This window comes from Mucilaginibacter sp. OK268 (assembly GCF_900103125.1).
GTDB lineage: Bacteria > Bacteroidota > Bacteroidia > Sphingobacteriales > Sphingobacteriaceae > Mucilaginibacter.
On record NZ_FNJV01000001.1, the window covers coordinates 223,166 to 248,166 of the forward strand.

Consider the following 25,001-nt stretch of genomic DNA (forward strand, 5'->3'; position numbering starts at 1 on the left):
GGCTCCAAAACCTACTCTTTTATTCCATGATCACTACGCTGATAATTATTAATCTTTATTTCATTAAGAAGAAGAGTGTTTCTAACAAAAAAGCAGCTTTACCGTCGCGTTTGAGTGCCAATGAACTTCTTCAAATATTATCTTCGTCAGTCAATGAAACTGCCATTGCGGTCTATTCAACCGAAGATATTATCCTTGAATTTGCTAATGATGAAATGATGCGTATTTGGGGTAAAAATCACAATGTGACCGGTAAACCTATGGAGGAAGAACTTACTGGGTTAAAAGCTCCGTCTTTTTTGAGTGTTCTTAAATCCGTTTGGGCAACAGGTGAGAATTTGAAAAATAGGGATACACCTTATATGCTTGAGATAAACGGGGAACAGCAAACAGGGTATTTTGATGTTGAGTACAGGACGATAAAGGATCAAACAGGTAAAACGCTTTATCTCATTCATACGGTTACTAATGTCACACAAAATTATCTGAAACATGAAGCCCTAAAGCAAAACGTCGATACCCTAAAAGCGGATCTGATCGCTTTAAAACAAGAGTTGATGTATACAGGTGAAGAGTTAGAGCTTTCCTATGTCAATACGGACAGATCCAACAATATGTTATTAGAAGCGCTGGACTGCTTTAGCACAAAAATAGAACTTGCCAGTACTGGATATTGGTCGGTAAACCTACAAACACAGGAGTTTTCACTTTCTGAAAATGGGAAGGTCATATATGGAGTCCCAAAGGGAGCAAAATTAACGCTGGCAGATGGGTTAAGAATGATCGATAAGGAGAATCAAAGTGAAGTTATTGATGCCATTGAAGAGACCATAAAAAATGGCACACGCTACGTAAAAAATTACAAGATCAATCCATTGGATGGCAGCGAACCAAAATGGGTGAAGAGTTCTGGTAAGGCCCATTATAATGAAGAAGGAATCGCATTGGCTTTGTCGGGGAGTTTCCTGTTGACCCAAAGTTAACTGATAAGAAAGAGGAAGCTGCTGCAAAACTAAAGATCGGGGGAAAATTCAATAAATGTATATAGATCGCCTATTCAAAAAATCAGAATAGTTACATTTTTTGATCAACAGATATAATCAACTATTTTTAAAGAATGAGAAACTCAGCTAAAAGCATTTTAAATATAGTATTGATTGTTTTGCTTGCAGTAACAGTGGGTAAAAGTCAAACAACCACGGCTTATACAAAGTATGTAAACACCTTTATTGGTTCAGAGGGAGTTACTGACCCAAAGATATTGGGTTATGACTTGCCGAAAGGCTGGAGGGCGTGGTCGGGACTTACCTTTCCTGGTTGTTCTTTACCTAATGCCATGGTGCAATTAAGTCCGATGACAAAATTTCAGCCTGCCGGTGCCGGATATGAATATGAGGATTCGGTTATTGTGGGTTTCACACATACCAATAAAGGCCATTGGAATTTTGGTAATATCCCTATCCTGCCTCTTTCGAATCCGGGCGCTCAATTTGGTTCAAGATTTACGCATAAAAAAGAAAACGCTTCACCTGGTTTTTACCAGGTATACCTGGATGATTACCATGTTAACGTAAGTTTGACATCTACGTTAAGATGTGGCTATCATCAATACGAATATAAAAACAATGCAGACAGGCAAATACTTTTTGACTTGTCAAAAGCGCTTAGCCGCGTATCAACCTGGAAGATTGAACGGGCTGGGGACTTTGCTTTACAGGGCTTCCAGGGTGGTGAAAACGTTTATTTTTATGCTGTACTGAATACCAAAATTGAAAAATTAGAAAAGAAAGATGAAGGACAGCATACAGGCTTTGCTATAGTTCATTTAGCTAATGGTAGTACAGGACCCATTGAACTTAAAATAGGGTTGTCATTTGTGAGTGTAGAAAACGCGAAACAAAACCTGGAAAAAGAAATAGGCAGTAAAACATTTGACGTAATTCGCAAAGAGGCAAACCAAAAGTGGGAAACCCTATTGTCATCTATCCAGGTAAAAGGTGGAACCTATAAACAAAAGCAAATGTTTTATTCGTGCCTGTACAGATCATTTCTATGGCCGGCATTGCGCAGTGATGTAAATGGAGAGTTTACAGATATCAAGAAAAATGTGGTAAAAACTGGTATCACTTATTATACAGAACCCTCGTTGTGGGATACCTATCGTAATAAGGATGTACTTTTAGGTCTTATCAGTCCTGGTGTTACGCTGAACGTTATTAAATCAATGAAAGATAAGGGCGATAAAACAGGCTTTATACCCACTTTTTTTCATGGGGATCACGCTGCATCATCTATTGCGGGGGCTTATCTGAGGGGTATCGACAACTTCGATATTAAAAGCACCTATCAGTTGCTGTTAAAAAATGCCAATGAAGAAGGAGGGACACGCCCATTTATAGCTGAATACATCGAAAAAGGATATATAGCTGACCCCGATGTTGAGAACCCCAATGTAGAAACCAAAGGCAAAGCAGGAGTATCAAAAACCTTAGAATATTCCTATGATGATTATTCTGTTGCCCAGATCGCTAAAAAATTAGGAGATACAGCCAATTACAGAATCTTGATGGCAAGATCCAAAAACTATAAAAATGTATTTGATCCGTCTACAAAATTTATGAGAGGCAGGTTAGAAAATGGGGAATGGGTAAAAAACTTTAACCCTCAATATCCTTACTATGAATATATGTACAGGGAGGCAAATGCCTGGCAAGTATCTTTTTTTGCACCCCATGATATGCCCGGATTGATTAAACTATACGGTGGATCAAAGAATTTTGAAGCAAAGCTTGATTCGTTTTTTACCGTGCCATGGAACCCTAAGTACATTGCCAGAAATGTAGAAACTATGGTGGGGCAATATTGTCAGGGTAACCAGCCAGATCATGAGGCGCCTTTTGCCTACTATTTTGTTGGCAAACCATGGAAATCGCAGAAGATCATTGATCATATATTAAATAATTTATATGGCATAGGTAGCAGAGGGTTAGAGCTTAGCGGAATGGATGATGCGGGTGAAATGTCGTCCTGGTATGTATTCAGTGCATTGGGCCTTTATCCATTTTCAGCTACCGACCCAGAGTATCTGGTAACAGTTCCGCTTTTTGACGAAATAAAATGGAAAACAAACACAGGTAAAATGTTAACCATAATAAAATCCGGAAAGGGGCGAACTTTAACATCCATAAAAGTAAACGGAAAGGAAAATAAAGGCTATTTCGTAAAAAATAGTTTGTTTACTACTGGTGGCAGCATTGAGATTATTACAAAATAATTAAATCATATAGCCATTTCAGAACTTAATATACTGATCAACAACGCATCGGTACGCATCCGCAACAAACCTTGGGTTATTAATGACCTTTTCCAAACTAATTATTTTCTGCAACAAAGGGTATCCCTTTAAGGATACCCTTGGGAAATAAAGTGATGATTGGTTTAAATATGTAGCGATCTTTTGCGCAAGTAAGCTAAAAGTTCTTTAGGTCTGTCGGTTTGTATTATGGTTGCACCATGTGCTATCAGCCAGTCCCAGCTGTCTTTGGTGTTTTCTTTGTCTACAGCTGTATCATCGTCATGTCCGGCATTAAGGCTTGCCCATAAGGAGTTGATCCATATTTTTGATCCATGGTGATTAATAAAATGGTTATCAGATAAAACAGATGAGGTGTCCGTTTTAAAGTTAAGCTCAAATGCCACCGGTTTCATACGCTGCTGGTAATCTTTAATAATTTTTTTGGCACCGGCTTTATCCAGATCAACTACCGCCATAAAAGTGATGCTATCTAAAATTTCAGGGTATTTACTTTTTACATCATCATAAACGGCATCTGTTTTAAATATAGCCTGCTTTAATGTGCCGGTATTTTTTAATATACGGTATGCCTCATTGTAATACGGATAACTTTTATCCAGATTAATCAACACTTTATCTTTTACCAATAACATTACTTCCTGCAATGTTGGTATTGTAAAGTCGGTAACCCTGCCTAATCCATTCTTTAAATGAAATTGCTTTAATTCAGCTAAGGTATAGTCGCCGGGTTTACCTTTCCCGTCCGTTGTTCTATCAATGGTAGGATCGTGCATGATTACAATAACACCATCTTTGGTTTTGTTCAAATCAAGTTCAATAATATCCACACCCATAGCCATCGCATATTTAAATGCTTGTAGGGAATTTTCCGGCGCATTGCGCCAATCACCGCGGTGTGCAGTAACCATTACTTGTTTATCTGACGGATTGTGCAGCTGATTAACCAGGCTGTCTATTTTAGTTGTTTTTTGCGCGCTTACCGTTTGAGTAAACTGCGTTAAAAGTAAGGCGATAGTAAGATATTGATAGCTTCTCATTGTTAATTTTTAATAGTTTTATTTACGATGTATGGTCCAAATATTTTAAGTACTTTGATGGTAGCGCTCCGGTCGTTAAGCAGATACACCCAGTAGGTTTTACCGCCGTTCATTACACGGATCAGTATGTGCCCTTCCAGACTTTTGAACGATTGGGCTATCCAAAAACCCAGATAGGCTTTAGTTTCAGGTTGCATATAAGTATTGAATACCTGGATACTATCACCTGAGGAGTTTTTATCTGTTAGCCGGAAAGCCAGTTCCTGCCCAGGCTGATCAGAGCACCAGCTTTGTTCAACAACGGTTCTGGGCGACAGCATTTTTAAAAAAGCATTATTGGTAGCATCCCTGTTCCCGTGATGGTCCAGGGTCATAGCTTCAATTTTACCTATAACTTTTGCCATAGGGGTTTCCACATCCTTTCTTCCCGGATATCGGTCACCCTCATAACCAGTGTTATCCCCTCCTGTATAATAAGTAAACGGGCCGTATGTTATTTTGATAGCGTTACTTAATGGATTTTCGTTGAACTTTCCATTTTCGAGCAATTGTTCTTTAGTAAAACAGCTATGCACTTTTTCACCTTTACCAAACCAAATCATATTATTGGATTTGATATTACGGACAGCGAAATTTGGGTATAGTTGCTGGTTAAACTTTAATTTGATCTGCTGATCACTCCCTGCAACTAATCTGGCAGCTTTCATTCCATTTTTTGTTTGCTGGTACGTTACAAAAGCCAGGTAGTTTGTAAAAGTTAAATTGTTTTGATAATACTTTTTCAGATCAAGAGGATAGTTATAATCCGGATATCCGCGGTCAAGCATATTTTTAATGGGTACCTGATCACCTACATCTGTCAAGCCGGATAACCGGTAGGCTCCATTGGATGATAAAGGGCTACCGTTTTCGATATTGCCATAATGATCACTATGGAAATGGGTGATCAAAGCATAATCAATAGTGGGTTCACGTTCCCGGGGCATTACCTGCTTAATATAGGCCGCAATCCACTGACCGGGCCTTAGAGAGGCATTCGGTAGGGCAGGTGAGATCTTTAACGGAAAATTGGCTTTTTCCGATTCGGCCGCATTCATATCCCCGGCATCTATAAGCATGGTAGTACCGTCAGGAAATACCATGAAGCTGGCGTTACCCCTTCCGGTATTAATAAAATGGATATCTAGCATGCCATTCGTCCATGGTTGCAGCCGTTTTATATCGGATTTATCTTGCCCATACGCTGTTAGTACGCCTAAAGTAAAGAAGAGTAACAATTGTAATTTTATGGTTTTGTTCATGTTAAATCAAAACGGGTTACCCATTCAGGATAACCCACTTAAAAATTAATACCCTGGATTTTGTTTAATGGCAGGATCAGTATTTACCTGCGATTGCGGAACCGGCGCCAGCAAATTATGCTGATCAATCGTGATCAATATGTTGTTATCTTTAAACCACTGATTCATTACCGTAACGGCAGTTCCGGTGCGCAGCAGATCAAACCAGCGGTGACCTTCACCAACTAGTTCCAATCTTCTTTCCAGCGCGATAGCATCACGCAGGTCTGCCTGACTTGCCGCGGCGGTATTGGTTAACCCAGCCCTGTTTCTGATCGTATTTAAATAACCGGCGGCCGGTGCTGCATTGCCCAATTCATTTTCAATCTCGGCCAGCATCAGAATCACATCTGCATAACGTAAAACCACAAAATCGCTTGGTCCGTCAGTTATTACATTGCCCGGAGGGGCACTCAGTTTGCTATTGAAGGGGGCTCCGGTTGATGCTAACGTAACATATACGTTTTTTCGCTGGTCATTGGCGGTGTACAAATTATAGAGGCTTAATGTGGGCAGGTTGTGGCCTTTGGCCCCGCTCACGGTAGCCGAGGGACTAAATTGCTGAAACATGATACTGCCTTCGGAGTTTCCGTTAACACCCGATGCAAACTGCACCGCAAAAATAATTTCCTTGTTGTTTTCATTACCCACCGCAAAAACATCCTGAACCTTCCCCAACAACGTATGTTTACCTGAAGTTACTACAGTTAACAACTGGGTTTTTGCATTAGGATAATCCTTAAGTGTGAGATAAACTTTTCCCAATAACGCTTCCGCAGCGGTTTTGATCACCCTTCCCGGTTGTGCCGGTGCATCGGGTAAAAATCCAATAGCTGCTGTCAGATCGGCTTTGATCTGGTCATAAACCTTAGCAGACGGCTGCCGCCCCAGGCCGAATAGTTTATTAGGATCTGTAGTTTCACTTGTTACAAGGGGTACATCGCCATAAAGCCTTACCAGGTTAAAGTAAAGTAAGGAACGGATAAACAACATTTCGCCCTTACGTGACTGTTTCTGTGCCGGATCTGTATAGGTTATATTGTCGATCCGGTTGAGCACCACATTGGATTTCTGAATGGCCTGGTAAGAATCTCTCCAGCTAGTTTCGATAATATCATTGGAAGCAATAGTAGTGAATTGATCCAGCTGACCGTAATTACCATTATCATTGGAGGGGACCTGATCAAAAGTATTATCTGATGGAATTTCGGTAAATGCCGGCAAATACAAACCATATAAGCCGGTGGATTGTAAGTTGCCGTAAACGGCATTGATATATTCCTCAGCCTCGGTCTGGTTGGTGAAAAATTTGCTGATATCTTTAGAGGTTATGGGGTTCTGATACAGCTCTTTTTTGCAAGATGACGCCATAAAACTTATGGTTGTCAGTATGATGATGAATTTTGTTTTCATGTTCGTTATATCAATTAAAATGTAACATTTGCGCCAAATATGAATGAACGGGCCACAGGATAGTTGGAATTGGCCAACCCGTCGGTAAGTACATTACTGCTGGTCGCATCGGGATTGTAACCCCTGTATTTTGTCCAGGTGAACAGGTTATTGGCTGTTGCATAAAGGCGTATATGGCTTATTTTTATTTTTGATGTCCATGCTTCAGGCAAATTATACGCCAGTTGGACATTGCGAAGCCTTAAATAGCTGCCATCATAATAAAAAATACTGGATGCACGTGTCAGCCTGCGTGCCGAGGAAAGGTTTCCCAGGTTTGGTGCAGCGTAAGTTCCTCCCGGATTGGCTACAGGATCATAACGGTGATCAAAATAATACTGACTTGGCATAGAAAACCCTTCGCCGGAGTCATCCAAAGTGGCTAAACCTCGGTCAAATATTTTTCGGCCCGATACACCATTAAAGGAGAAACTAAGTTCAAATCTATTATAGCCTATATTACCACCAAAACCGTAGGTGAATTTAGGATTATAGGTACCAAAGGCTTTTTGATCCCGGCTGTCAATGACACCGTCATGATTCACGTCCTCTACCATATAATCGCCTACCAATGTACCTGCCAGGTGCGGGGTGCTGTTGATCAGATCCTGACTTTTATATACGCCGGTTATATTATAACCATATAATTCTGCAACCGGTCCTCCCACTTTGGTGATAAAATTACTTTCAGCACCCTGTATGATCTGCGTTTGCCCAGGGGCAAGTGCCAATACTTTATTTCGGTTAGTAGCTATATTGGCATTAAAGCCCAGCTTAAATGCACCTACATTAAAATTATTTCCGGAAAGCTCGAACTCAAAACCCTGGTTGCTTACTTTGCCAATGTTTTGTATAGATGATACAAAACCCGACTGTTCGGGAATAGGTACATTCAGCAGTAGGTTTTTGGTGGTGGAATTGTAATAATCAGCCACCAGGTTAAAGTTTTGAAACAAGCCCAGATCAATGCCGATATCGGTAGAGTTTTTGGTTTCCCAAGTCAGGTTGTTATTGGCTGTAGTAGTTGCCGCAAAACCCGGAGAAAGAATATTGCCAAAAACATAATTAAAATTATAATCATTGGCCCCATTAGCTGATGCGGACCCGACCAATGCTTTTGAACTGTAGGAACCGATTTGGTTGTTACCAGCCGAACCCCAGCTTGCCCGCACTTTTGCAAAAGTCACTACATTATTCTGCGGAAAGAACGATTCTTTACTCAGTACATACCCGGCTGTAACAGATGGAAAATTTCCCCATTTATTATTATCGCCAAAGCGGGAGGAACCGTCACGGCGCAAGGTCGCCGAAAGTAAATATTTATCAAAGTACGCATATTGGATACGAGCCAGGTAAGAGATCTGCGTCCACTTATACCTTACAGGTACCGCGGTGTAAATGCTCGCCCCGGCTATATTGTTGATATTATCGTCGGATATACCCGAGCCTGTAATTGCTGTTGCATTGCCATTTTCAGATTGGAAGGTATAACCGGCCAATATATCCAGGTCATGGTGGCCTATGCTTTTGGTATAATTGATGGTATTCTCTGTAATATAGTTATAGATATTGCCATCATTTTCTATGGCTATCGCAGGCTTGGGCGCTGCTTGCCGGTAAGCGCCAACGGTTGATGGATTGTAATAATCATAAAAATTGGTCCTGACATCGGCACCAACCAGTGTTTTAAATTTTAACCCGGCCAGGGGTTCAAAGGCTAAATAGGTATTTCCAAAGGTCCGGAAATCATTTCGGTTATTCTTGATCAGTTTAGCTAAGGCCACCGGGCTTTCGCCCAGAGCGCCATCCTCCGGTGTGTTGCCTTTGATCTGCTGGCTTACGGCAATGGATCCATCCGGATTATAAGCCCTAAAAAAAGGATAGCTGATCGTGATGTCGCTGACCACATCACCCGAATTATCGGCATTGTTATTAAAATATTTATCCTTGGTATAAGAGGGGTTAACCGAAACGCCATAGGTAAACATTTTGGATAATTTCGACTCTACCTTAACAGTACCGCTAAACCTTTCGAGGCCATTATTGATTACGATGCCATCCTGCTTAAAGTAATTGGCCGAGATATAATAATTGGTTTTTCCTGATCCTCCTGAAACGGAGAAATCATAGCTGCTCATGGGCGCTTTCCGGAATACTTCATTCAGCCAGTTAGTGTTGGTTAATCCCGGCTGCTTATCCAGGTACGGTTGCAAGTAATTAAGCCGCAGTTCCCGCAGATTGGCACCTTTGGATACCCTGGTGGCACGGTCATCAGTAATGCTTCTGTTCGCTGGATTTTTTGATATGTAGGCATTATCCCTTGCTTCTGTAAAATATACTGCTGCATCATAGGCATTCACATACTTCATATTATCATTACGCTCCTGGAAACCGGTGTATACATCTAAAGAAACTTTTACTTTGTCGGAGTTGCCTTTTTTTGTTGTGATCAGTATCACGCCATTGGCTGCCCTTGAACCGTAGATTGCACCGGCCGCGGCATCCTTAAGTACATCAATAGATTCGATATCCTGAGGATTGATCGAATTAAGACTACTGCCTTCTGATAGTGGAAAACCATCAACCACAATCAGCGGCGACCGACCTGCCGTTAAAGTTCCTATTCCGCGAATGACGATTTGCGGGTCAGTTCCCGGTTGTGCAGAAGCATCGTTAATAACCACGCCGGCAGCCTTCCCGGCAATCTGTTGTGCAAAGTTGCTCCCGGAATAACGGTTCAGATCGGCTGATTTAATTTTGGATATAGCGCTGGTCAGTTTCCCCCTGGATTGATTACCATAGCCGATAACTACTACATCATTAAGCTGGCTTGATGAGGGTTTTAATGAAACGTTGATAATGGTCTGGCTATTTATGAGATGTTCCTGTGGTGTATAACCAATGAATGTAAATATCAAAGCATCTTTTTCATCTGCACTGATGTGATAAATACCCTGGGTATCTGTGGATATCACCTTACCGCCTTCTTTTGCTTTTACCGTTACCCCCGGCAGCGGTTGGCCGGTTTCATCAGTTACTTTACCCTCAATTTTAATGATAGCAGACATCACCTGATCAGAAACCTTTGTCCTGATGGCATCGATCAGTATATTATCCCCGATTTGTTTATAAGTTAAATGTCGGGGTGTTAAAAGGAGGTTTAAAGATTGGGTAATGCTGAGGTTGTTCGCTGTAAATGAGTTCACTTTTTGACCACCTATCTTCGCGCTCGGATACACAAAGTGCAACGAGGTTAAACCTTCTATACGGTGCAGCACATTGGACAGGGCCTCGTTTTTTACGGTAATACTGATGTTGATTTTATCAAGTTCCTGTGCTTTTCCGGTATCGGCCAGTAAAGTAAAAGTGCTGATACTGGTCAGGAAAATTAGAACTGCCGAAATTCTCATGATTTGTTTGATACTTTTTTTAATGCAGATTGAAGCCGTTTCACTGCCATGTGGGCAAAGCAGTTCCTGTTTCTTTTGTTCCAAAAGAAATTTCATAAATTCGTTTGATTTTAAATGTTAGTTGCTAATGATTTAGAGTCGTTTAAAAACCGTTTTGTCTTGACCACAAAGCGGTTTTATTGTTTTCTGTAGATTTACTCAGGTATACTTTTGTTCATTTTTAATGTTTAAAATTGATTTGATTATTCGTTACATCCTGTTCCTAAGAAGGTAACGGTCTTTTGTGTAGTATCTATTTTATAGTTTACCAGGCTTATCGCCTTCATTACCTTAAGCAGTTGTTTCAATGGTATCTGGTTGTTAAAGCTGGCGGTATAGTGGCAGTTTTGGATGTTTTTATGTTCAAACCTGAAAGCGTAACCATACCACCGGCCCAATCTACCGGCAATATCCTGCATGTTTTGATTTTCGAACTGAAGCTTGCCATCCTTCCAGGAAATGGCCGATGATGAAGACATGTCTGATAGTGTGCTTTTGCCGCTTTGGGTATTATATTCTATATGTTTATCGGGCGTAATAAAACATAATACGCGGCGGTTATGCATGACGCTTACCTTACCCCGCATAACAGTTACAGCTTCTGTTGGCATATTTTTATAAGCCGTCACCGAGAAAGCTGTGCCTAATACATGGGTAATTAAACCTTTAGTATGTACCGAAAATGGTCTTGATGGGTCATGAGCTACATCAAAAAAAGCTTCGCCCTCCAGATATACATCGCGATGCTGCGCCGAAAATTGCTGCGGATAACGTAGTTTACTCCCGGCATTTAGCCATATCTCGGTACCATCGGTTAATATGATTTTTTGGATTTTGCCTTCACCAGTTGCTGTGCTCAGCAAGGTTTCTGCCTGGAGATGCGAATTACCAGCATATTTCCAAACCAGAGCCCCGGTAACAAACATCAGGAATATAGCCGCGGCCGAAAACCATCGCAGCCTTTTGCGGTAGTTTATTGATCTAACTGGTGTTTCTTCCGGGAAACCAGCTTCGATGATCCGATTCAGGAGCTTTTGTCTGACCTGCAATTCATGGTCTGCATTTTTAAATACGACCATTTCCCGCTGGGTCTTGTCAAACGAGTTGTACCACTCGTCAAGCAATTGCTCTTCGGCTGAGGTAAGGGTTCCCTGTGCTTCTTTTATAAATAGTTGCCTTAAGCTGGCCTTGTCTTTTTTGGTCATCTACAACATAACCAATTGAAAAAAGCACTTGTACTATGTGAAAGTAAAATTTAATGTTTTAATATGTATTTATTTATAATTACTTAACATTAAAAGACTGATTGTTATCAGGATATTAAGGCTTGTTGCAGATAGCTCGACCCGGTTATATATTTTAACCGTAGCCCTGATCCTTTTGATGGCTGAGCTGATCTGGTTGCGTACAGTTTGGTTGGAGAGATTAAGTCGGGTTGCAATTTCTTCGCTGGTTAAAAATTCATTACGGCTCAGCAGGAATATCTGTTTCATTTTTTCGGGCATACGGTCAATTTCTTCCTGCACAACAGCCTCCAGCTCCTGGCTCATGAGGCGGGTTTCGCTATCTGTATCAGATAACCCGCTGACCGTTAGTTCCTGTTCTTCATAAAGTTCGGTCAACAATTGCTTGCGGAAAAAATTAATGACCCGGCTTTTTAGTCGGCGATGCAGAAATGCACGAACTGATTCATCATTATCCAATATGACATCACCTGTTAAAAGCGATAAAAAAATGTCTTGTAAAATATCTTCAACATCCTGTTCCGACTGTAGGCGGCGATAGGCAACCACATACAGTTCTTTCCAAAATCTGCCGTATACTTTCTCAATAAATTGCCTTTTTTCTTCGGCCTGCATTTTGGGGTATCTTAATCAAACAAAAGTCGGAAATTAGTATTATGAAAATGTTAAATTTAGTATTAATAGAGTGCTTGAGGACATTTTTTATTGGTGAGTATAAAAATGTACAAGACCAGCACCAATTATATTTACGAACAATTTTATTGCGTACTGTATCAGCTGTTTTCCAGATAAGGATTTGGTGTATCACCTTAGGAAAATAAGCAGGATCAGATAACTATGTTTAAAGCAAACCTTTAAATGCCTTACCGCCACCGTTAACTGGTTTTCAACGGTCCGTTTAGAGATATGCAACTGTTCGGCGATCTCCTGGTTAGAAAGGCGGTCAAAGCGGCTCAGCTCAAAGATTTGCTGGCATCTTTTTGGTAATTTGTCAAGATACCCGCTGAACACCTTATCGATTTCCTCTTGTTGGATACGAATGTCCCCGAGGTTGGGTTCATGCAGGTTGTCAGCAGTAAGATGCTCACGGAAAATGATCTCCAGTTTTACAGCTTTACGGCGTTTATAGATCTGAAAACGAACAGAGGTCTGCATAAAACTATAAAAAGAAACGATCTCCAGTTCTTTGCGCCGGTTCCAGATGCTTACAAAAATATCGTTGACCACCTCGGCGCAGGCTTCTGTATCATCCAGGTAATAATGAGCTGTCTTATAAAGACTCTTCCAATATCGCTCAAACAGGGAATTAAATGCCGTATGGTCATCCATACGCACCGCCTGCCACAGTTGAATATCTGATTTAGGGGAGTTCAGCATTATAATTGGTTGGAAATAATGAGATAAAGAAACATTTTAAAATAATCAATACCAAACTAAATTAAAAAAACTCCATAAACTTTCGACAAAATCAAGGGCTTCAGGTATAGGGTCTATGGTTAACTTTCAGGGCATTTAAAATAAATAAAAAAAGTATGTGTGTTTTTTAAAGAACCGAGTACTATAGTTATATAAACCAATACATGTCTAAGCAAGATTTTATTTCACTTTATGAAAAGTTCCTTTCCGGAAAATGTTCCGACGAAGAAAAGAAGCTTTTAGAGACTTACTATACCGAAATAAAACTGATGGATAACCAGTGGGAAAATTCATTGGGTAACGAAGACGAGATCAGGGAGGTGATCGTTTCCAGGATACAATCCGCCACGGGTCATCAGAAGCCTTTAATCAAAACAAATCACCGGAGGTATGGCTGGTTGGGATACGCTGCGTCCATTCTGTTGGTGGTAGCAGCAGGTCTGATTTCCTGGTATTATTTTTCAGAAAAACAACAAGCGGATCAGACCGCTAAAGCCAATATACGCCGCAACGATATTCATCCCGGAAGCAACCAGGCCTATCTGAAATTAGCCAGCGGTGTATCTATCATGCTTCGAGGGTTAAAGAACGGTGAAATTTCCAATTCAGCAACTGTAAAGATAAGTAAGGTCAGTGATAGTATAATAACTTATTCTGCTAACCAGCGCGCTAATGGTAATCCCGCCACTACGGCAGATAGCAACTCACTTGTCATTCCCAAAGGTGGAATCTTCCAAACTATATTATCCGATGGGACTAAGGTATGGCTTAATTCGGCATCCTCGTTGAAATATCCGGTTACCTTCGCTGGTAAAGAGCGGCGTGTAGTCCTTTCTGGTGAAGCCTACTTTGAGGTAGCCAAAAATAAAAACATGCCTTTTAAAGTGTCTGTTAACGGCGTAGATGTACAGGTACTGGGAACTCATTTCAATGTACTGGGTTATGCCGATGAAACGGAGATAAAAACTACGCTGCTTGAAGGATCTGTCAAACTGCAATCCGCAAAGGGAAAGGCCTTACTGGTTCCTGGTGAACAAGGTGTATTCAGTCAACAACGTATTGATTTTACCATCAATAAGGTTAATACGGAGGATGCTGTTTCCTGGAAGGAAGGCTTTTTTGTGTTTGACAATGAAAGCATACAAAGCATTATGCCCAAGATTGCCAGATGGTATAATGTAGAGGTGGTGTATCAGGATAAGCCAGGACAAAGCAAGCTTGGCGGTACCATTTCCAGATACAAGGATATCAATACCGTATTGAAGGCACTTGAATCCACAGGTGCAGCTCATTTTAAAATTCAGGGAAGGAGGGTGATCGTCATGGCTTAACACCTACTTCACTTCAATTTTCTTAGTTCTAAATAAGACCAGGAGCAGGTCGAAGTGCTCCGGGTCTTTGCCTTACGGCATTAAGGATTAATAACCGATTATTCGTAAACCAATTATTTACTAACCTTAACCAAATGTATAAATTTTCTATTGCATTCCCGTGCAAAAGGGATTCCCTTGTCCTATCAAAAATTTTGTCGATAATGAAACTCACATTTGTTTTTTTGCTGGCTGGGTTACTCCAGGTAAGCGCTGCAAGTTATGCGCAAAACGTCAGTCTGAAGGTCAAAGATGCTTCTCTGTTAAGTATTTTTAAACAGCTGCATAAGCAGAGCGGCGTGGAGTTCGTGTATGATAACAAAATTCTAAACGAGTCAAATCCGGTAAGTATCAACGTGGTAAACCAGCCACTATCCAAAGTGCTTGACCTTTGTTTTGCCCAGCAGCCGATAAGTTATGAGATCGTTCAAAACATGATTCTGATCAAAAGAAAAGTAATTAAAGAAAACCCACCGGATCCTGTTCCTATCCAGATACTGCCTATCGTTGTAAGTGGTAAGGTTACAGATCAGACTGGTCTGTCAATACCCGGGGTAACCGTAAAGTTAAAGGATGGAAACATCAGTGTCTCTACCCGGAAGGATGGGACCTATTCCATCAAACTGCCCGACGGAAATGGTATCCTGGTATTTAGCTTTATTGGGTATAGTACCGAAGAAGTGCCTGTAAATAATAATAAAGAGATCAATGTCATCATGAAAGAGGTAGCCACCGGCCTGAATGATGTTGTGGTGGTGGGGTACGGTCAGCAGAAAAAAGTGAGCCTGATCGGTGCCATAAGCACCGTAAATGCTGAAGAACTGAAACAGCCGGTTGCCAATTTAACCGATGTTATAGCAGGGCGCGTGGCGGGTGTTATTGGGGTACAGCGAAGCGGGCAGCCAGGCTACGATGGTGCCGAAATATATATCCGGGGTATTTCTACTTTTACCAACAGTGGACCTCTCGTGCTCGTAGATGGAATTGAGCGGGATTTTTCCAATGTGGACCCCGAGGATATTGCCAGTTTCAGTATCCTGAAAGATGCGTCAGCGACCGCGGTTTACGGAGTGCGCGGAGCTAATGGCGTTATTTTGATCCAAACCAAAAAAGGTAGGGTAGGGAAACCGACTATCAATGCCCAGTACGACCAGGGGATCACCCAGTTCACTAAGATCCCAGAGTTTGCTAATGGGATAACTTATATGCAGATGGCAAATGAAGCCTACCATAATAGTAATCCCAATGACCCTAATCCGAAATATTCCCAGGATAGGATACAGAAAACAGCCAGCGGTGTTGATCCCGATCTTTATCCTAATGTGGACTGGTTTAAAGTTCTGTTCAATAAGTTTGGACAAAACCGTAGAGCAAGAGTCAATGCCAATGGAGGATCAGAGAATGCGCAATACTATCTTTCAGTTGGGTATTATGATGAGAACGGCCTGTATAAAACAGACCAATTGGCGAGCTATAACTCTGCTATCAAATTTAACCGGTATAATTTTACCTCCAACCTCACTTTAAAGGTGACCAAAACCACCAAGGTTGAGTTTGGCGCTGCCGGATGGATCAGCAATGGTAATTACCCGGGGAACTCGGTTGATGCGATCTGGAGTTCGGCTTACCTCCTCCCGCCAATTGTGATCCCTCCGGTGTATTCCAATGGCTTACATTCCCAAATCAGGACCGGAGATATAAACAACCCTTATAACTTGTTAACCCAAAGTGGTTATGTAAGTGAGTTTAAAAGTCAGCTTTGGAGCAATATCCGTGTTACTCAGGACCTTGGTGCTATATTGAAAGGGCTTTCCGCAACGGGTATGTTCTCTTTTGACAACTACAACGCTCACATCATTAGCCGAACCAAAAGTGTTGATGGTTATCTGGCATCTGGCCGTGATACCAAGGGTAATTTAATTCTGGATAAGACAGCTATCGGAACCAGCTTTTTGGGTTACAGCAGATCAAATGGAGGCACACGTCAGTTTTACACCGAGGCGGCTATTAACTACGCCAATTCATTCGGCAAGAACAGTGTAAGCGGGCTGATCCTCTTTAATCAATCTGATAAGGAAGACGCGTTTGCTAATGACTTTATCAGTTCCATACCTTACCGCTATATGGGCCTGGCCGGTCGTGTTACTTATGCATACAACAACCGCTATCTGGCAGAGGCTAATTTCGGCTACAATGGTTCCGAAACATTTGCACCAAATCATCGATTCGGATTCTTTCCGTCATTCGGTGGTGGCTGGGTGTTATCCGAAGAGCCTTTCTTTAAACCACTCGCTAAAACCTTTCAGTTCGTCAAATTAAGATATTCGTACGGCGTTGTTGGGAACAGTAATATCGGCGGCCGCCGCTTTGCTTACATTTCTACAGTAGGTGGGGGTAACGGTAACTATTCTTATGGTCAGAATGGTGTGGATCAAAGCATCAACGGACTCGATATTGGTGACTATGCGGTCAGCGTAACCTGGGAAAAGGCGAAAAAACAAAATCTGGGGCTGGAGATCAAGATGCTGGATAACCTCATCTCATTAACAGCAGATGTATTTCAGGAGAACCGGACCGGTATCTATCGTCAGCGTGGAGATGTGCCAAACTATGTGGGGATAGGTACTTTGCCTTACGCCAATCTTGGAGAGATCCATAACCGCGGGCTTGATGCAACCCTGGAATTGAATAAAAAAATAGGTGCAGATTGGCAGTTAGGTTTAAGAGGGAATTTCACCTGGAACCGGGCCATTGTGATCAATGACGCCAATGCACCCTGGCCATATCCATGGCAGCAGCGGATCGGCCGCAAATTTGGACAGCGGTTTGGTTACACTGCATTAGGCTTATTTACCAGCGATGCTGATGTGGCCAACAGCCCGTACCAGACAGGCACTAATAAGGCGGGCGATATTAAATACAAGGACCTGAATGGTGACGGTAAAATAAACTCCTATGATCAGGGTCCGATTGGCTATGGAAGTATTCCCGAAATTGTTTATGGCTTTGGTCCCACCATCAGTTGGAAAGGCTTTGCTATTGCCGGATGGTTCAAGGGTATCAGCAATGTAGATATATCTCTGAATGGTGATGGGCTTCAGCCTTTCAGCCAGGGCGGCGAAAGAGGTAATTTGCTGGCGCAGATCACAGACCGCTGGACACCGACCAACCCTAATCCGCATCCGCTGTATCCGCGCCTTACCTACGGTAACGATAATATGAATTATGAAAACAGCAGTTGGTGGGTGAAGAATGGCGCATTTATGCGCTTGCAAACACTGCAGCTAAGCTATGATTTTGCTGGCGCAAAATGGCTGACACACACAGGCATGTCGCACCTTAGTATCTATTTTATCGGCTATAACCTGTGGACGGTGAGTGGCTTTAAATTGTGGGATGTGGAACTGGGAGATGGCAGAGGGGCACAGTATCCACTGTTAAAAACCTACAATATGGGAGTTAAATGCACATTTTAATAATGGCTTTTATGAAAAGAACAGATATGAAAACTACGATCTTAAAATACAGCGCAGCCTTGCTGACCATTGCATTAGTTTTTAATACAGGCTGTAAAAAATACCTGGATCAGGTACCTAATGACCGGGAAACTATCGAACAGGTGTTTAAAAAAAAGGGCCCATCAGAACAGTACCTTGCCAATGTTTACAGTTACATAGATGATGAGGCTGACCAATGGAACTCCAATCCCTGGCTGGGAAACGCTGACGAAGCGGACGTTACCTGGTCAAAGTATACTATATATGCACTAAACATTGGTAATATCAGTGCCGGGAACGCTCTTTTCGATACCTGGGGATATTACTACAAAGGCATTCGCTCTGCTACCTATTTCCTGAATCATATTGATGGCAATGCGGAGATCCTTGCACTCAATGGTCAGCAACTGATCGATCAGTACAAAGCGGAGGCCAGGTTTCTGCGTGCTTACTATTATTTTTTACTGATGCGTCAGTATGGACCTGTTGTGCTTATGGGCGAAAAGGAGATTCCGGCTGATGCCACCGCGGATGCTATGCAACTGCCGCGCAGCCCATACGATGATTGTGTAAACTATGTGAGCACTGAGTTGGATAAAGCCGCCGCGGTACTACCCCGCATACCTTCTAACAATGGCCAGCCAAGTGATGCTCAATACGGGCGGGCCACAGTAGGAATGGCGCTGGCCCTTAAGGCCCGGCTGTTGTTGTACGCAGCAAGTCCGCTATATAATGGAAATGCAGATTTTTCTGGCTTTAAAACCCTCGATGGAAAGCTACTGATCAACCAGTCTTATGATATACAAAAATGGAAGAAAGCAGCCGATGCAGCAAAAGCGGTTATTGATATGGGGCTGTATTCATTATATAAAGATCCAAGCGGAGACCCCATCAAATCATATCAAGGCATCTTTCTGCAGCCCTGGAACACCGAACAGATCTTCGTCAGAAAATCTAACGGTTTGCCCAATTTTGATGTGAATGCTATGCCAAGGCAGGCGGGCGGATGGAATGGGATTGGCGTAACCCAGGAACAGGTAGATGCCTATTTCATGACTGATGGCAGGCCGATCAAAGAGTCTTCGCTTTATTCAGAGACCGGTTTTACTAGTGTCAACGGTGTCCAGATCTACAACATGTATATCAACAGGGAGCCTCGTTTTTATGCCTCAGTAACCTATAATAACAGCGTTTTTCAAGGCGGCACCATGCAGGCTCCTGCACCGATCTCTTTTTTCGCAAGTGGGCCTAACGGGAAGAACGGACATCCGACCGACTGGACAAAAACGGGTTATCTGGTAAGAAAGAATGTTGCCCCCCAAACCAATGCGGGTTCTGGTGGTACCGGTGCCCAGCAGCAGCGTCCCGAGATTTTGTTCAGACTGGGAGAGATTTATTTGGATTATGCAGAAGCACTAAATGAGTACGCCCCCGGCAATCCCGACATTGTTAAATACCTCAACCTGATCAGAGACCGGGCGGGTATTCCCCAATATGGTAATGGCACCAACGCCTTATCCGTTCCTTCGGCGCAGTTAGATATGCGTACCCGCATATGGCAGGAACGTAGGGTCGAGCTTGCCTTTGAAGAAATTCGCTGGTTCGATATCAGGCGCTGGAAGATCGCGTCACAGGTTATGGGTGATGTGCATGGAATGGATATCAGCAAAGATGATAACAGCTTTTATAAAAGGGTTGTGGCGAGTAATCACCTATTCCGTTCACCTGCATCTTATTGGTTCCCGGTGAGCCAGTACGATCTCGACAGGGAAAAATTAATGGTTCAAAACCCCGGGTGGTAATTTTTAATCAGATCACTTAAAATTATAATGATGTCAACTCAACATATTTCCAGGAACATATTATTTCTCCTCTGCCTGAGCTGTAGCTCATGGTTATCTGGCTGCAAAGATAAATTGGAATTACCCAACCAGCCTGTGGATAGCTATAACCGCGTTTATATGCCGCAGGCAGTAAACAACCCGATCAGCAAAACATTGAAAATAACCGACAGTGTGCAAACCTTAATATATGGCGCCAATTTTGGCGGTCAAGGGTATCCTGGAGCCGATATACCGGTTTCCTTTACCATTAACAAAGCTGCTGCGGATAGCTTCAATGTCGCCAATAAAACCAATTATCCTGTGTTGCCGGATGGCAGCTACACATTGTCGGCTCCCAGTTCTGTAATTCCCAAAGGTCGACTAAGCACCTCTCCCTTAACCATCAGTATTAAAACAAATGGAGCAGGTGCTATGGATGCCCTCAAAACCTATTTGTTAGCGGTTAGTATAACAAGTGTTACAGTAAAGTTAAACCCTACACTGCGTACAACTTTCTATCTGGTGACTGCCCAACCGGATTTTAATGACTATCCCGTTTATGACAGATCCAACTGGCAGGTGATCGGTTTTTCTTCTCAGGAAGCTAACGGTGAAGGGACGGATAATGGCCGCGCCATATTTGCGCTTGATGGTAGCACCTCCACCTTCTGGCACACCCAATGGTCTGGCGCTTCTCCCGGACCACCTCATTATCTGACTATTGATATGGGCGAAGTAAAAACACTGCACGGCCTTTCATTTGTAGGCAGGCAATCTGATGGCGGCGGGAAACCAAACGATGTCAGCGTACAAACCAGCCTGGATAATGTTACCTGGACCGATGCCGGTGCTTTTAATCTGCAAAACAATAAGGATCTGCAGAAACAGTTTCTACCCGGAGGGTTTAAAAGCGCACGATATTTTAAGGTGATCATCAATTCCGCATACAATGCTACTTATACGCAAATAGCTGAGTTAAACGCCTTTTAAAATCGCTCCCAATAGGTTGATGGTTCAACCTATTGGGTTTTCACCCTGCACTACATGAAAAAACAACCTTTAAAAAAGGTATAATTCTTTACTATAACCTAACGTTCATTCTGTAAAACCAATTTCAATTAACATCAATACTTATGAATAACACTTTTTTCAGAAAGCAATTTGTTAAACTTTTATTGATCTCTCTTTTTATTTTTAGTTATAAAATAAGTCTCGGATTTCAACAGCAAAAAAGTACGGGACTGTCTCAATCAGATACTGCCTTTGTGCCAAAAGAAATTGAGGACCCCGAAAATATTGGTATAAACAAAGAAGCCAATCATGCTACCCTAATGCCGTACGCTACTTTAAAAGAGGCCCTGGCTGCTAACCGCCATGCCTCCTCATTTAGCCGCAGCCTGAATGGCCCATGGAAATTCAACTGGGTCGACTGGCCTCAAAAACGTTCGGTTGACTTTTATAAGCCCGGTTATGATGTATCCGCATGGAAGGATATCAAGGTGCCCTCCAACTGGCAGATCGAAGGTTATGGCACCCCTTATTACAGCAATTTTACTTATATCTTTCAAAAAGATTTTCCAAGGGTGATGAGCACACCGCCCGAAAAATATACTGCCTACAAAGAGCGTAATCCGGTTGGCAGTTATCGCCGTGAATTTACTGTCCCTGCCGAATGGAAAGGCCGCCGTGTATTTATCACCTTTGATGGTGTGGATGCCGGTTTCTTCATCTGGGTCAACGGCCGCAAGGTTGGTTACAGTGTTAACAGCAGGAATGCCGCTGAGTTCGATCTGACTAAATATCTGCAGCCTGGCAAAAATACTTTGGCTGTTGAAGTTTATCGGTTTACCAGCGGAAGTTATCTTGAAGATCAGGATATGTGGCGCCTCAGCGGCATATTCAGAAATGTTACTTTATGGAGCAGCCCGGAGGAACATATTCGCGACTTCTTTATAAAAACAAACCTCGATAAACAATACAAAAATGCAGAGCTTGTTGTAAGCGCCAAAGTAAAAAATTACAGCGCTACAGTAACTAAGGCACGTGAAGTTAATGTTTCTCTGTACAATGGTATCGTACCCGTGCCCGGGGCTATCGGCAAAAAAGTAATTCCTTCGTTAAAGCCAGGTGAAGAGGTAACGGTTGATGTAAAGTTCAGAGTAAATAATCCGCAAAAGTGGACGGCCGAAACGCCTAAACTTTATACCTCCGTGATTACGCTTAATGAAGGCGGCCGCAGTATAGAAACGTTGTCTTCGCGTACCGGTTTCCGCAGTATAGAGATCAAAGGCCGCCTGTTCACCGTAAACGGAGTTCCGATCAAATTAAAGGGTGTAAACCGCCACGAGAACTGGCCAAATGACGGTCATGCGGTTACCGAAGAACAAATGATCAGGGATATCGTCCTTATTAAACAGGCCAACTGTAATCATGTACGTACCTGCCATTATTCTGATGATCCCCGCTGGTACGAGCTGTGTGATGAATACGGCATCTACCTTGTTGCCGAAGCCAACCTGGAAAGCCATGGCGCCTGGGATGAATTTAATGAAGAGCCGAGGATCAAGGCGGCGCTTATTGAACGCAATGTAGCTAATGTGGAGAATTTTAAAAACCACCCTTCAGTGATCATCTGGTCATTAGGTAACGAATGCGGCAGCGGCGGTTCGAATTTCAGGGCCATATTGAAAACTATAAAGGGGATTGATACCAGTCGCCCAACACATTACCAGGGCTTTGGTATAGGCGATAATAATCCTGCCGATATGGATAGTGAGATGTACACCGATGTTCAGAACCTGGAAAAACATGCGAACGATAAAAAGCTTACCAAGCCATTTTATCTGTGCGAGTATGCTCATGCCATGTTCAATTCCATGGGTTCGGTAGATATTTATAATGATCTGTTTGATAAATATCCGCAGTTACTGGGTGGCGCTATTTGGGAATGGCAAGATCAGGGCGTATACAATAACCGTGATCCTAAACATCCCATTACGGCTTTTGGGGGCGGCTTTGGTGAATATCCAAACGACCAATATTTCATCCACAAAGGTGTGGTATTCTCTGACAGGTCGTTGAAACCGCATTATCCAGAGCTTAAACATGCTTATCAATGGATCACTATCCGTGCAAAAGATCTTAAGAACGGATTGGTTACTATTAAGAACCGCTACCAGTTTATCAACCTTAACGGACTTATGGCAAAGTGGGACTTGAGTGAAAACGGCAATGCTATATCCTCGGGTAACTTAATCGTTGGTTTGGTTAATCCTGGAGGAGAAAAAGATATCAAGATCCCATTTAAATTAACTCCAAAGCCTGGAGCCGAATATTTTCTAAGAGTTTCATTTGACCTTGCTTCTGATAAATTGTGGGCAAAAAAAGGCTACGAAGTTGCCGAACAGCAGTTTGACCTGCCGATTGGTATTCCGGCGCTTGCTGACAGATCACAGGGAAGCGCATTAACTTTAAATGATTCAAAAGAAGAGATCAAAGTAAAGGGATCTGATTTCAGTCTTGAATTTGACAAAGTGAAAGGCACTTTCTCGAAAATGGAGAAAGCCGGTGAAAGTATCCTGCAGAAAAATGGGGGGCCAATGCTGCACCTATGGCGCGCGCCGCATCGTAAAGATGATATGTGGGCTTATAGCGACTGGCAGAAAAATGGATTAAAGGATATTAACTGGGTAGCTGATGAGGTGAAAAGTACACAGTTGGCCGCAAATGTAGTAGAGATTAAAGTGAACCTGACTGGAACCGGTAAACATGATTTTGTTGTTCATCACCAGGCGGTTTATACCATTAACGGCAAAGGTGAGATCAACGTTGTTAATAATGTTAGCTTCAGCGATCCTAAACTAATACTGGCTCGTATAGGTGTGCGTATGTTCCTCAACAAGAACCTTGATCAGTTTGATTACTTGGGTCGTGGACCAATGGAAAACTATGGCGACCGTAAAAGTGGTTTTGATGTGGGGCATTATTCCAGCAGCGTAGTTAAGCAGATGACTCCATATGAAAAACCTATGGAATGCGGTAATCATGAAGATGTGCGCTGGGCTAATGTTAAAGCGGCAAAGGGATCGGGAATAAAAATCAAACAGCTTGATTCCTTATTACAGGTGGCTGCACTTCCTTACAGCGACGAGGAAATGGAAAATGTAGAATACAAAATAGATCTGCCCAAAAGTAAAGGCACCGTACTTTGTATCAGTCATAAAACGTTGGGTGTTGGCTCCTGGGGCTGTGGGCCAAAACCGCTGGAACCTTATTTGGTATATGCAAAACCAACAGCATTTAATTATCAGATACTGTTAACCACATTTGTGAACAAATAGGATTTTAAAATTATTGTTCTGAAATGGGAAACAAAATATACATGCTGGCTGCACTGATCATCGTATTCCGGAAAGTCCTTCAATGCAATCAGCAACATTTTGAGCCTGTTCTAACATTAAATGTAAGGTCATGAACAAGATTGGTCAATTGAGTTCGCCGATCAAAGTAGACTGCCAGAGTTTATCAACATAGCTATGACAAATCAATTATCCATTGAAGAGAGATATGCAGTAGTTTCTCTTATATTGAGTTCATATGACGATTATCTTGGTAGCAATCAGAATGGTCAAGATACTTGGCCTGATATCGTTAAACTATTAAATCACGATCCTCTGTACGACGATGTGTTAAACTACTGGGCTTTGTGGGGTGAAGAGAGAAAGGATCACTTGTTTCATATTACACCACAGATAAGGAGCTATTTAAAAGGTAATCATTAACAAGTAAAGCCCAACCAAGCGTTGGGCTTTACTTGTTATAAGCTAACCTTGTTTTAGCATGCTGGATAAGGCCATCTATAGCATATATGATGTGTTCTCTGTCCTCATTAGGGAGTTGTTGGATAGATAGTACTTTGTCCAGGAGCGATTGATCCCCGCTACCGCAAGCGGGATGTAAAATAAAAGTGGCTAAATAATGTAACTTAAGTGGACATCCAACTCTAAAAAGACGTTTTTTCAACTAAAAGATTGTTTTTTCAGAATACGGAAAATATA

At 42.2% G+C, this 25,001-nt stretch carries 14 protein-coding genes; 7 read left to right on the top strand and 7 right to left on the bottom strand.

Annotated elements, in window-relative coordinates; translation table 11 throughout:
* Positions 1–26: 26 nt before the first annotated feature.
* Together BLR84_RS01005 and BLR84_RS01010 are read left to right on the top strand one after the other, a co-directional pair.
* A complete protein-coding gene (locus BLR84_RS01005; RefSeq protein WP_143013793.1) occupies positions 27–983 on the top strand; it encodes a PAS domain-containing protein in 957 nt (318 codons plus the stop codon).
* Positions 984–1,117: 134 nt separating this feature from the next.
* Positions 1,118–3,274: a GH92 family glycosyl hydrolase gene (locus BLR84_RS01010; RefSeq protein WP_090463067.1), complete on the top strand. Its 2,157-nt coding sequence runs from the start codon at positions 1,118–1,120 to the stop codon at positions 3,272–3,274.
* A gap of 164 nt (positions 3,275–3,438) precedes the next feature.
* Here BLR84_RS01010 and BLR84_RS01015 read toward each other — a convergent pair whose 3' ends face one another.
* From BLR84_RS01015 to BLR84_RS01045, 7 genes are all read right to left on the bottom strand, one after another.
* Positions 3,439–4,353 carry a glycerophosphodiester phosphodiesterase family protein gene (locus BLR84_RS01015; protein ID WP_090463070.1) on the bottom strand — a complete coding sequence of 305 codons (915 nt, stop codon included), beginning with the start codon at positions 4,351–4,353 and terminating at the stop codon, positions 3,439–3,441.
* 2 nt (positions 4,354–4,355) lie between these two features.
* Complete coding sequence (locus BLR84_RS01020; RefSeq protein WP_090463073.1) at positions 4,356–5,654, bottom strand: MBL fold metallo-hydrolase; 1,299 nt, start codon at positions 5,652–5,654, stop codon at positions 4,356–4,358.
* A 45-nt stretch (positions 5,655–5,699) separates the two neighbouring features.
* Positions 5,700–7,106 (bottom strand): RagB/SusD family nutrient uptake outer membrane protein, encoded by a 1,407-nt coding sequence (locus tag BLR84_RS01025; RefSeq protein ID WP_090463076.1) that lies wholly within the window; start codon positions 7,104–7,106, stop codon positions 5,700–5,702.
* A gap of 14 nt (positions 7,107–7,120) precedes the next feature.
* The gene (locus tag BLR84_RS01030; protein ID WP_090463079.1) at positions 7,121–10,651 is read right to left on the bottom strand and encodes a TonB-dependent receptor; all 3,531 of its coding nucleotides are present in this window, start codon (positions 10,649–10,651) and stop codon (positions 7,121–7,123) included.
* Between the two features lie 146 nt (positions 10,652–10,797).
* Positions 10,798–11,799, bottom strand: a complete 1,002-nt coding sequence (locus BLR84_RS01035; RefSeq protein WP_090463082.1) for a FecR family protein — start codon at positions 11,797–11,799, stop codon at positions 10,798–10,800.
* 69 nt (positions 11,800–11,868) lie between these two features.
* Entirely contained in the window at positions 11,869–12,453 is a 585-nt protein-coding gene (locus BLR84_RS01040; protein WP_090463085.1) for a sigma-70 family RNA polymerase sigma factor, read from the bottom strand.
* A 189-nt stretch (positions 12,454–12,642) separates the two neighbouring features.
* Positions 12,643–13,215: a sigma-70 family RNA polymerase sigma factor gene (locus BLR84_RS01045; protein WP_090463089.1), complete on the bottom strand. Its 573-nt coding sequence runs from the start codon at positions 13,213–13,215 to the stop codon at positions 12,643–12,645.
* A gap of 203 nt (positions 13,216–13,418) precedes the next feature.
* Here BLR84_RS01045 and BLR84_RS01050 point away from each other — a divergent pair, with 203 nt between their 5' ends.
* The 5 genes from BLR84_RS01050 to BLR84_RS01070 all read left to right on the top strand — a co-directional run bounded on the left by BLR84_RS01050 (position 13,419) and on the right by BLR84_RS01070 (position 24,284).
* Entirely contained in the window at positions 13,419–14,585 is a 1,167-nt protein-coding gene (locus BLR84_RS01050; protein ID WP_090463092.1) for a FecR family protein, read from the top strand.
* Between the two features lie 203 nt (positions 14,586–14,788).
* Positions 14,789–18,100 (top strand): TonB-dependent receptor, encoded by a 3,312-nt coding sequence (locus BLR84_RS01055; protein WP_176851904.1) that lies wholly within the window; start codon positions 14,789–14,791, stop codon positions 18,098–18,100.
* An 11-nt stretch (positions 18,101–18,111) separates the two neighbouring features.
* Positions 18,112–19,923, top strand: coding sequence for a RagB/SusD family nutrient uptake outer membrane protein (locus BLR84_RS01060; RefSeq protein WP_176851905.1), 1,812 nt, complete (start codon positions 18,112–18,114; stop codon positions 19,921–19,923).
* Positions 19,924–19,953: 30 nt separating this feature from the next.
* Positions 19,954–20,934 (top strand): discoidin domain-containing protein, encoded by a 981-nt coding sequence (locus tag BLR84_RS01065; protein WP_176851906.1) that lies wholly within the window; start codon positions 19,954–19,956, stop codon positions 20,932–20,934.
* Positions 20,935–21,077: 143 nt separating this feature from the next.
* Entirely contained in the window at positions 21,078–24,284 is a 3,207-nt protein-coding gene (locus tag BLR84_RS01070; RefSeq protein WP_090463105.1) for a glycoside hydrolase family 2 TIM barrel-domain containing protein, read from the top strand.
* The last annotated feature ends 717 nt before the right edge of the window (positions 24,285–25,001 follow it).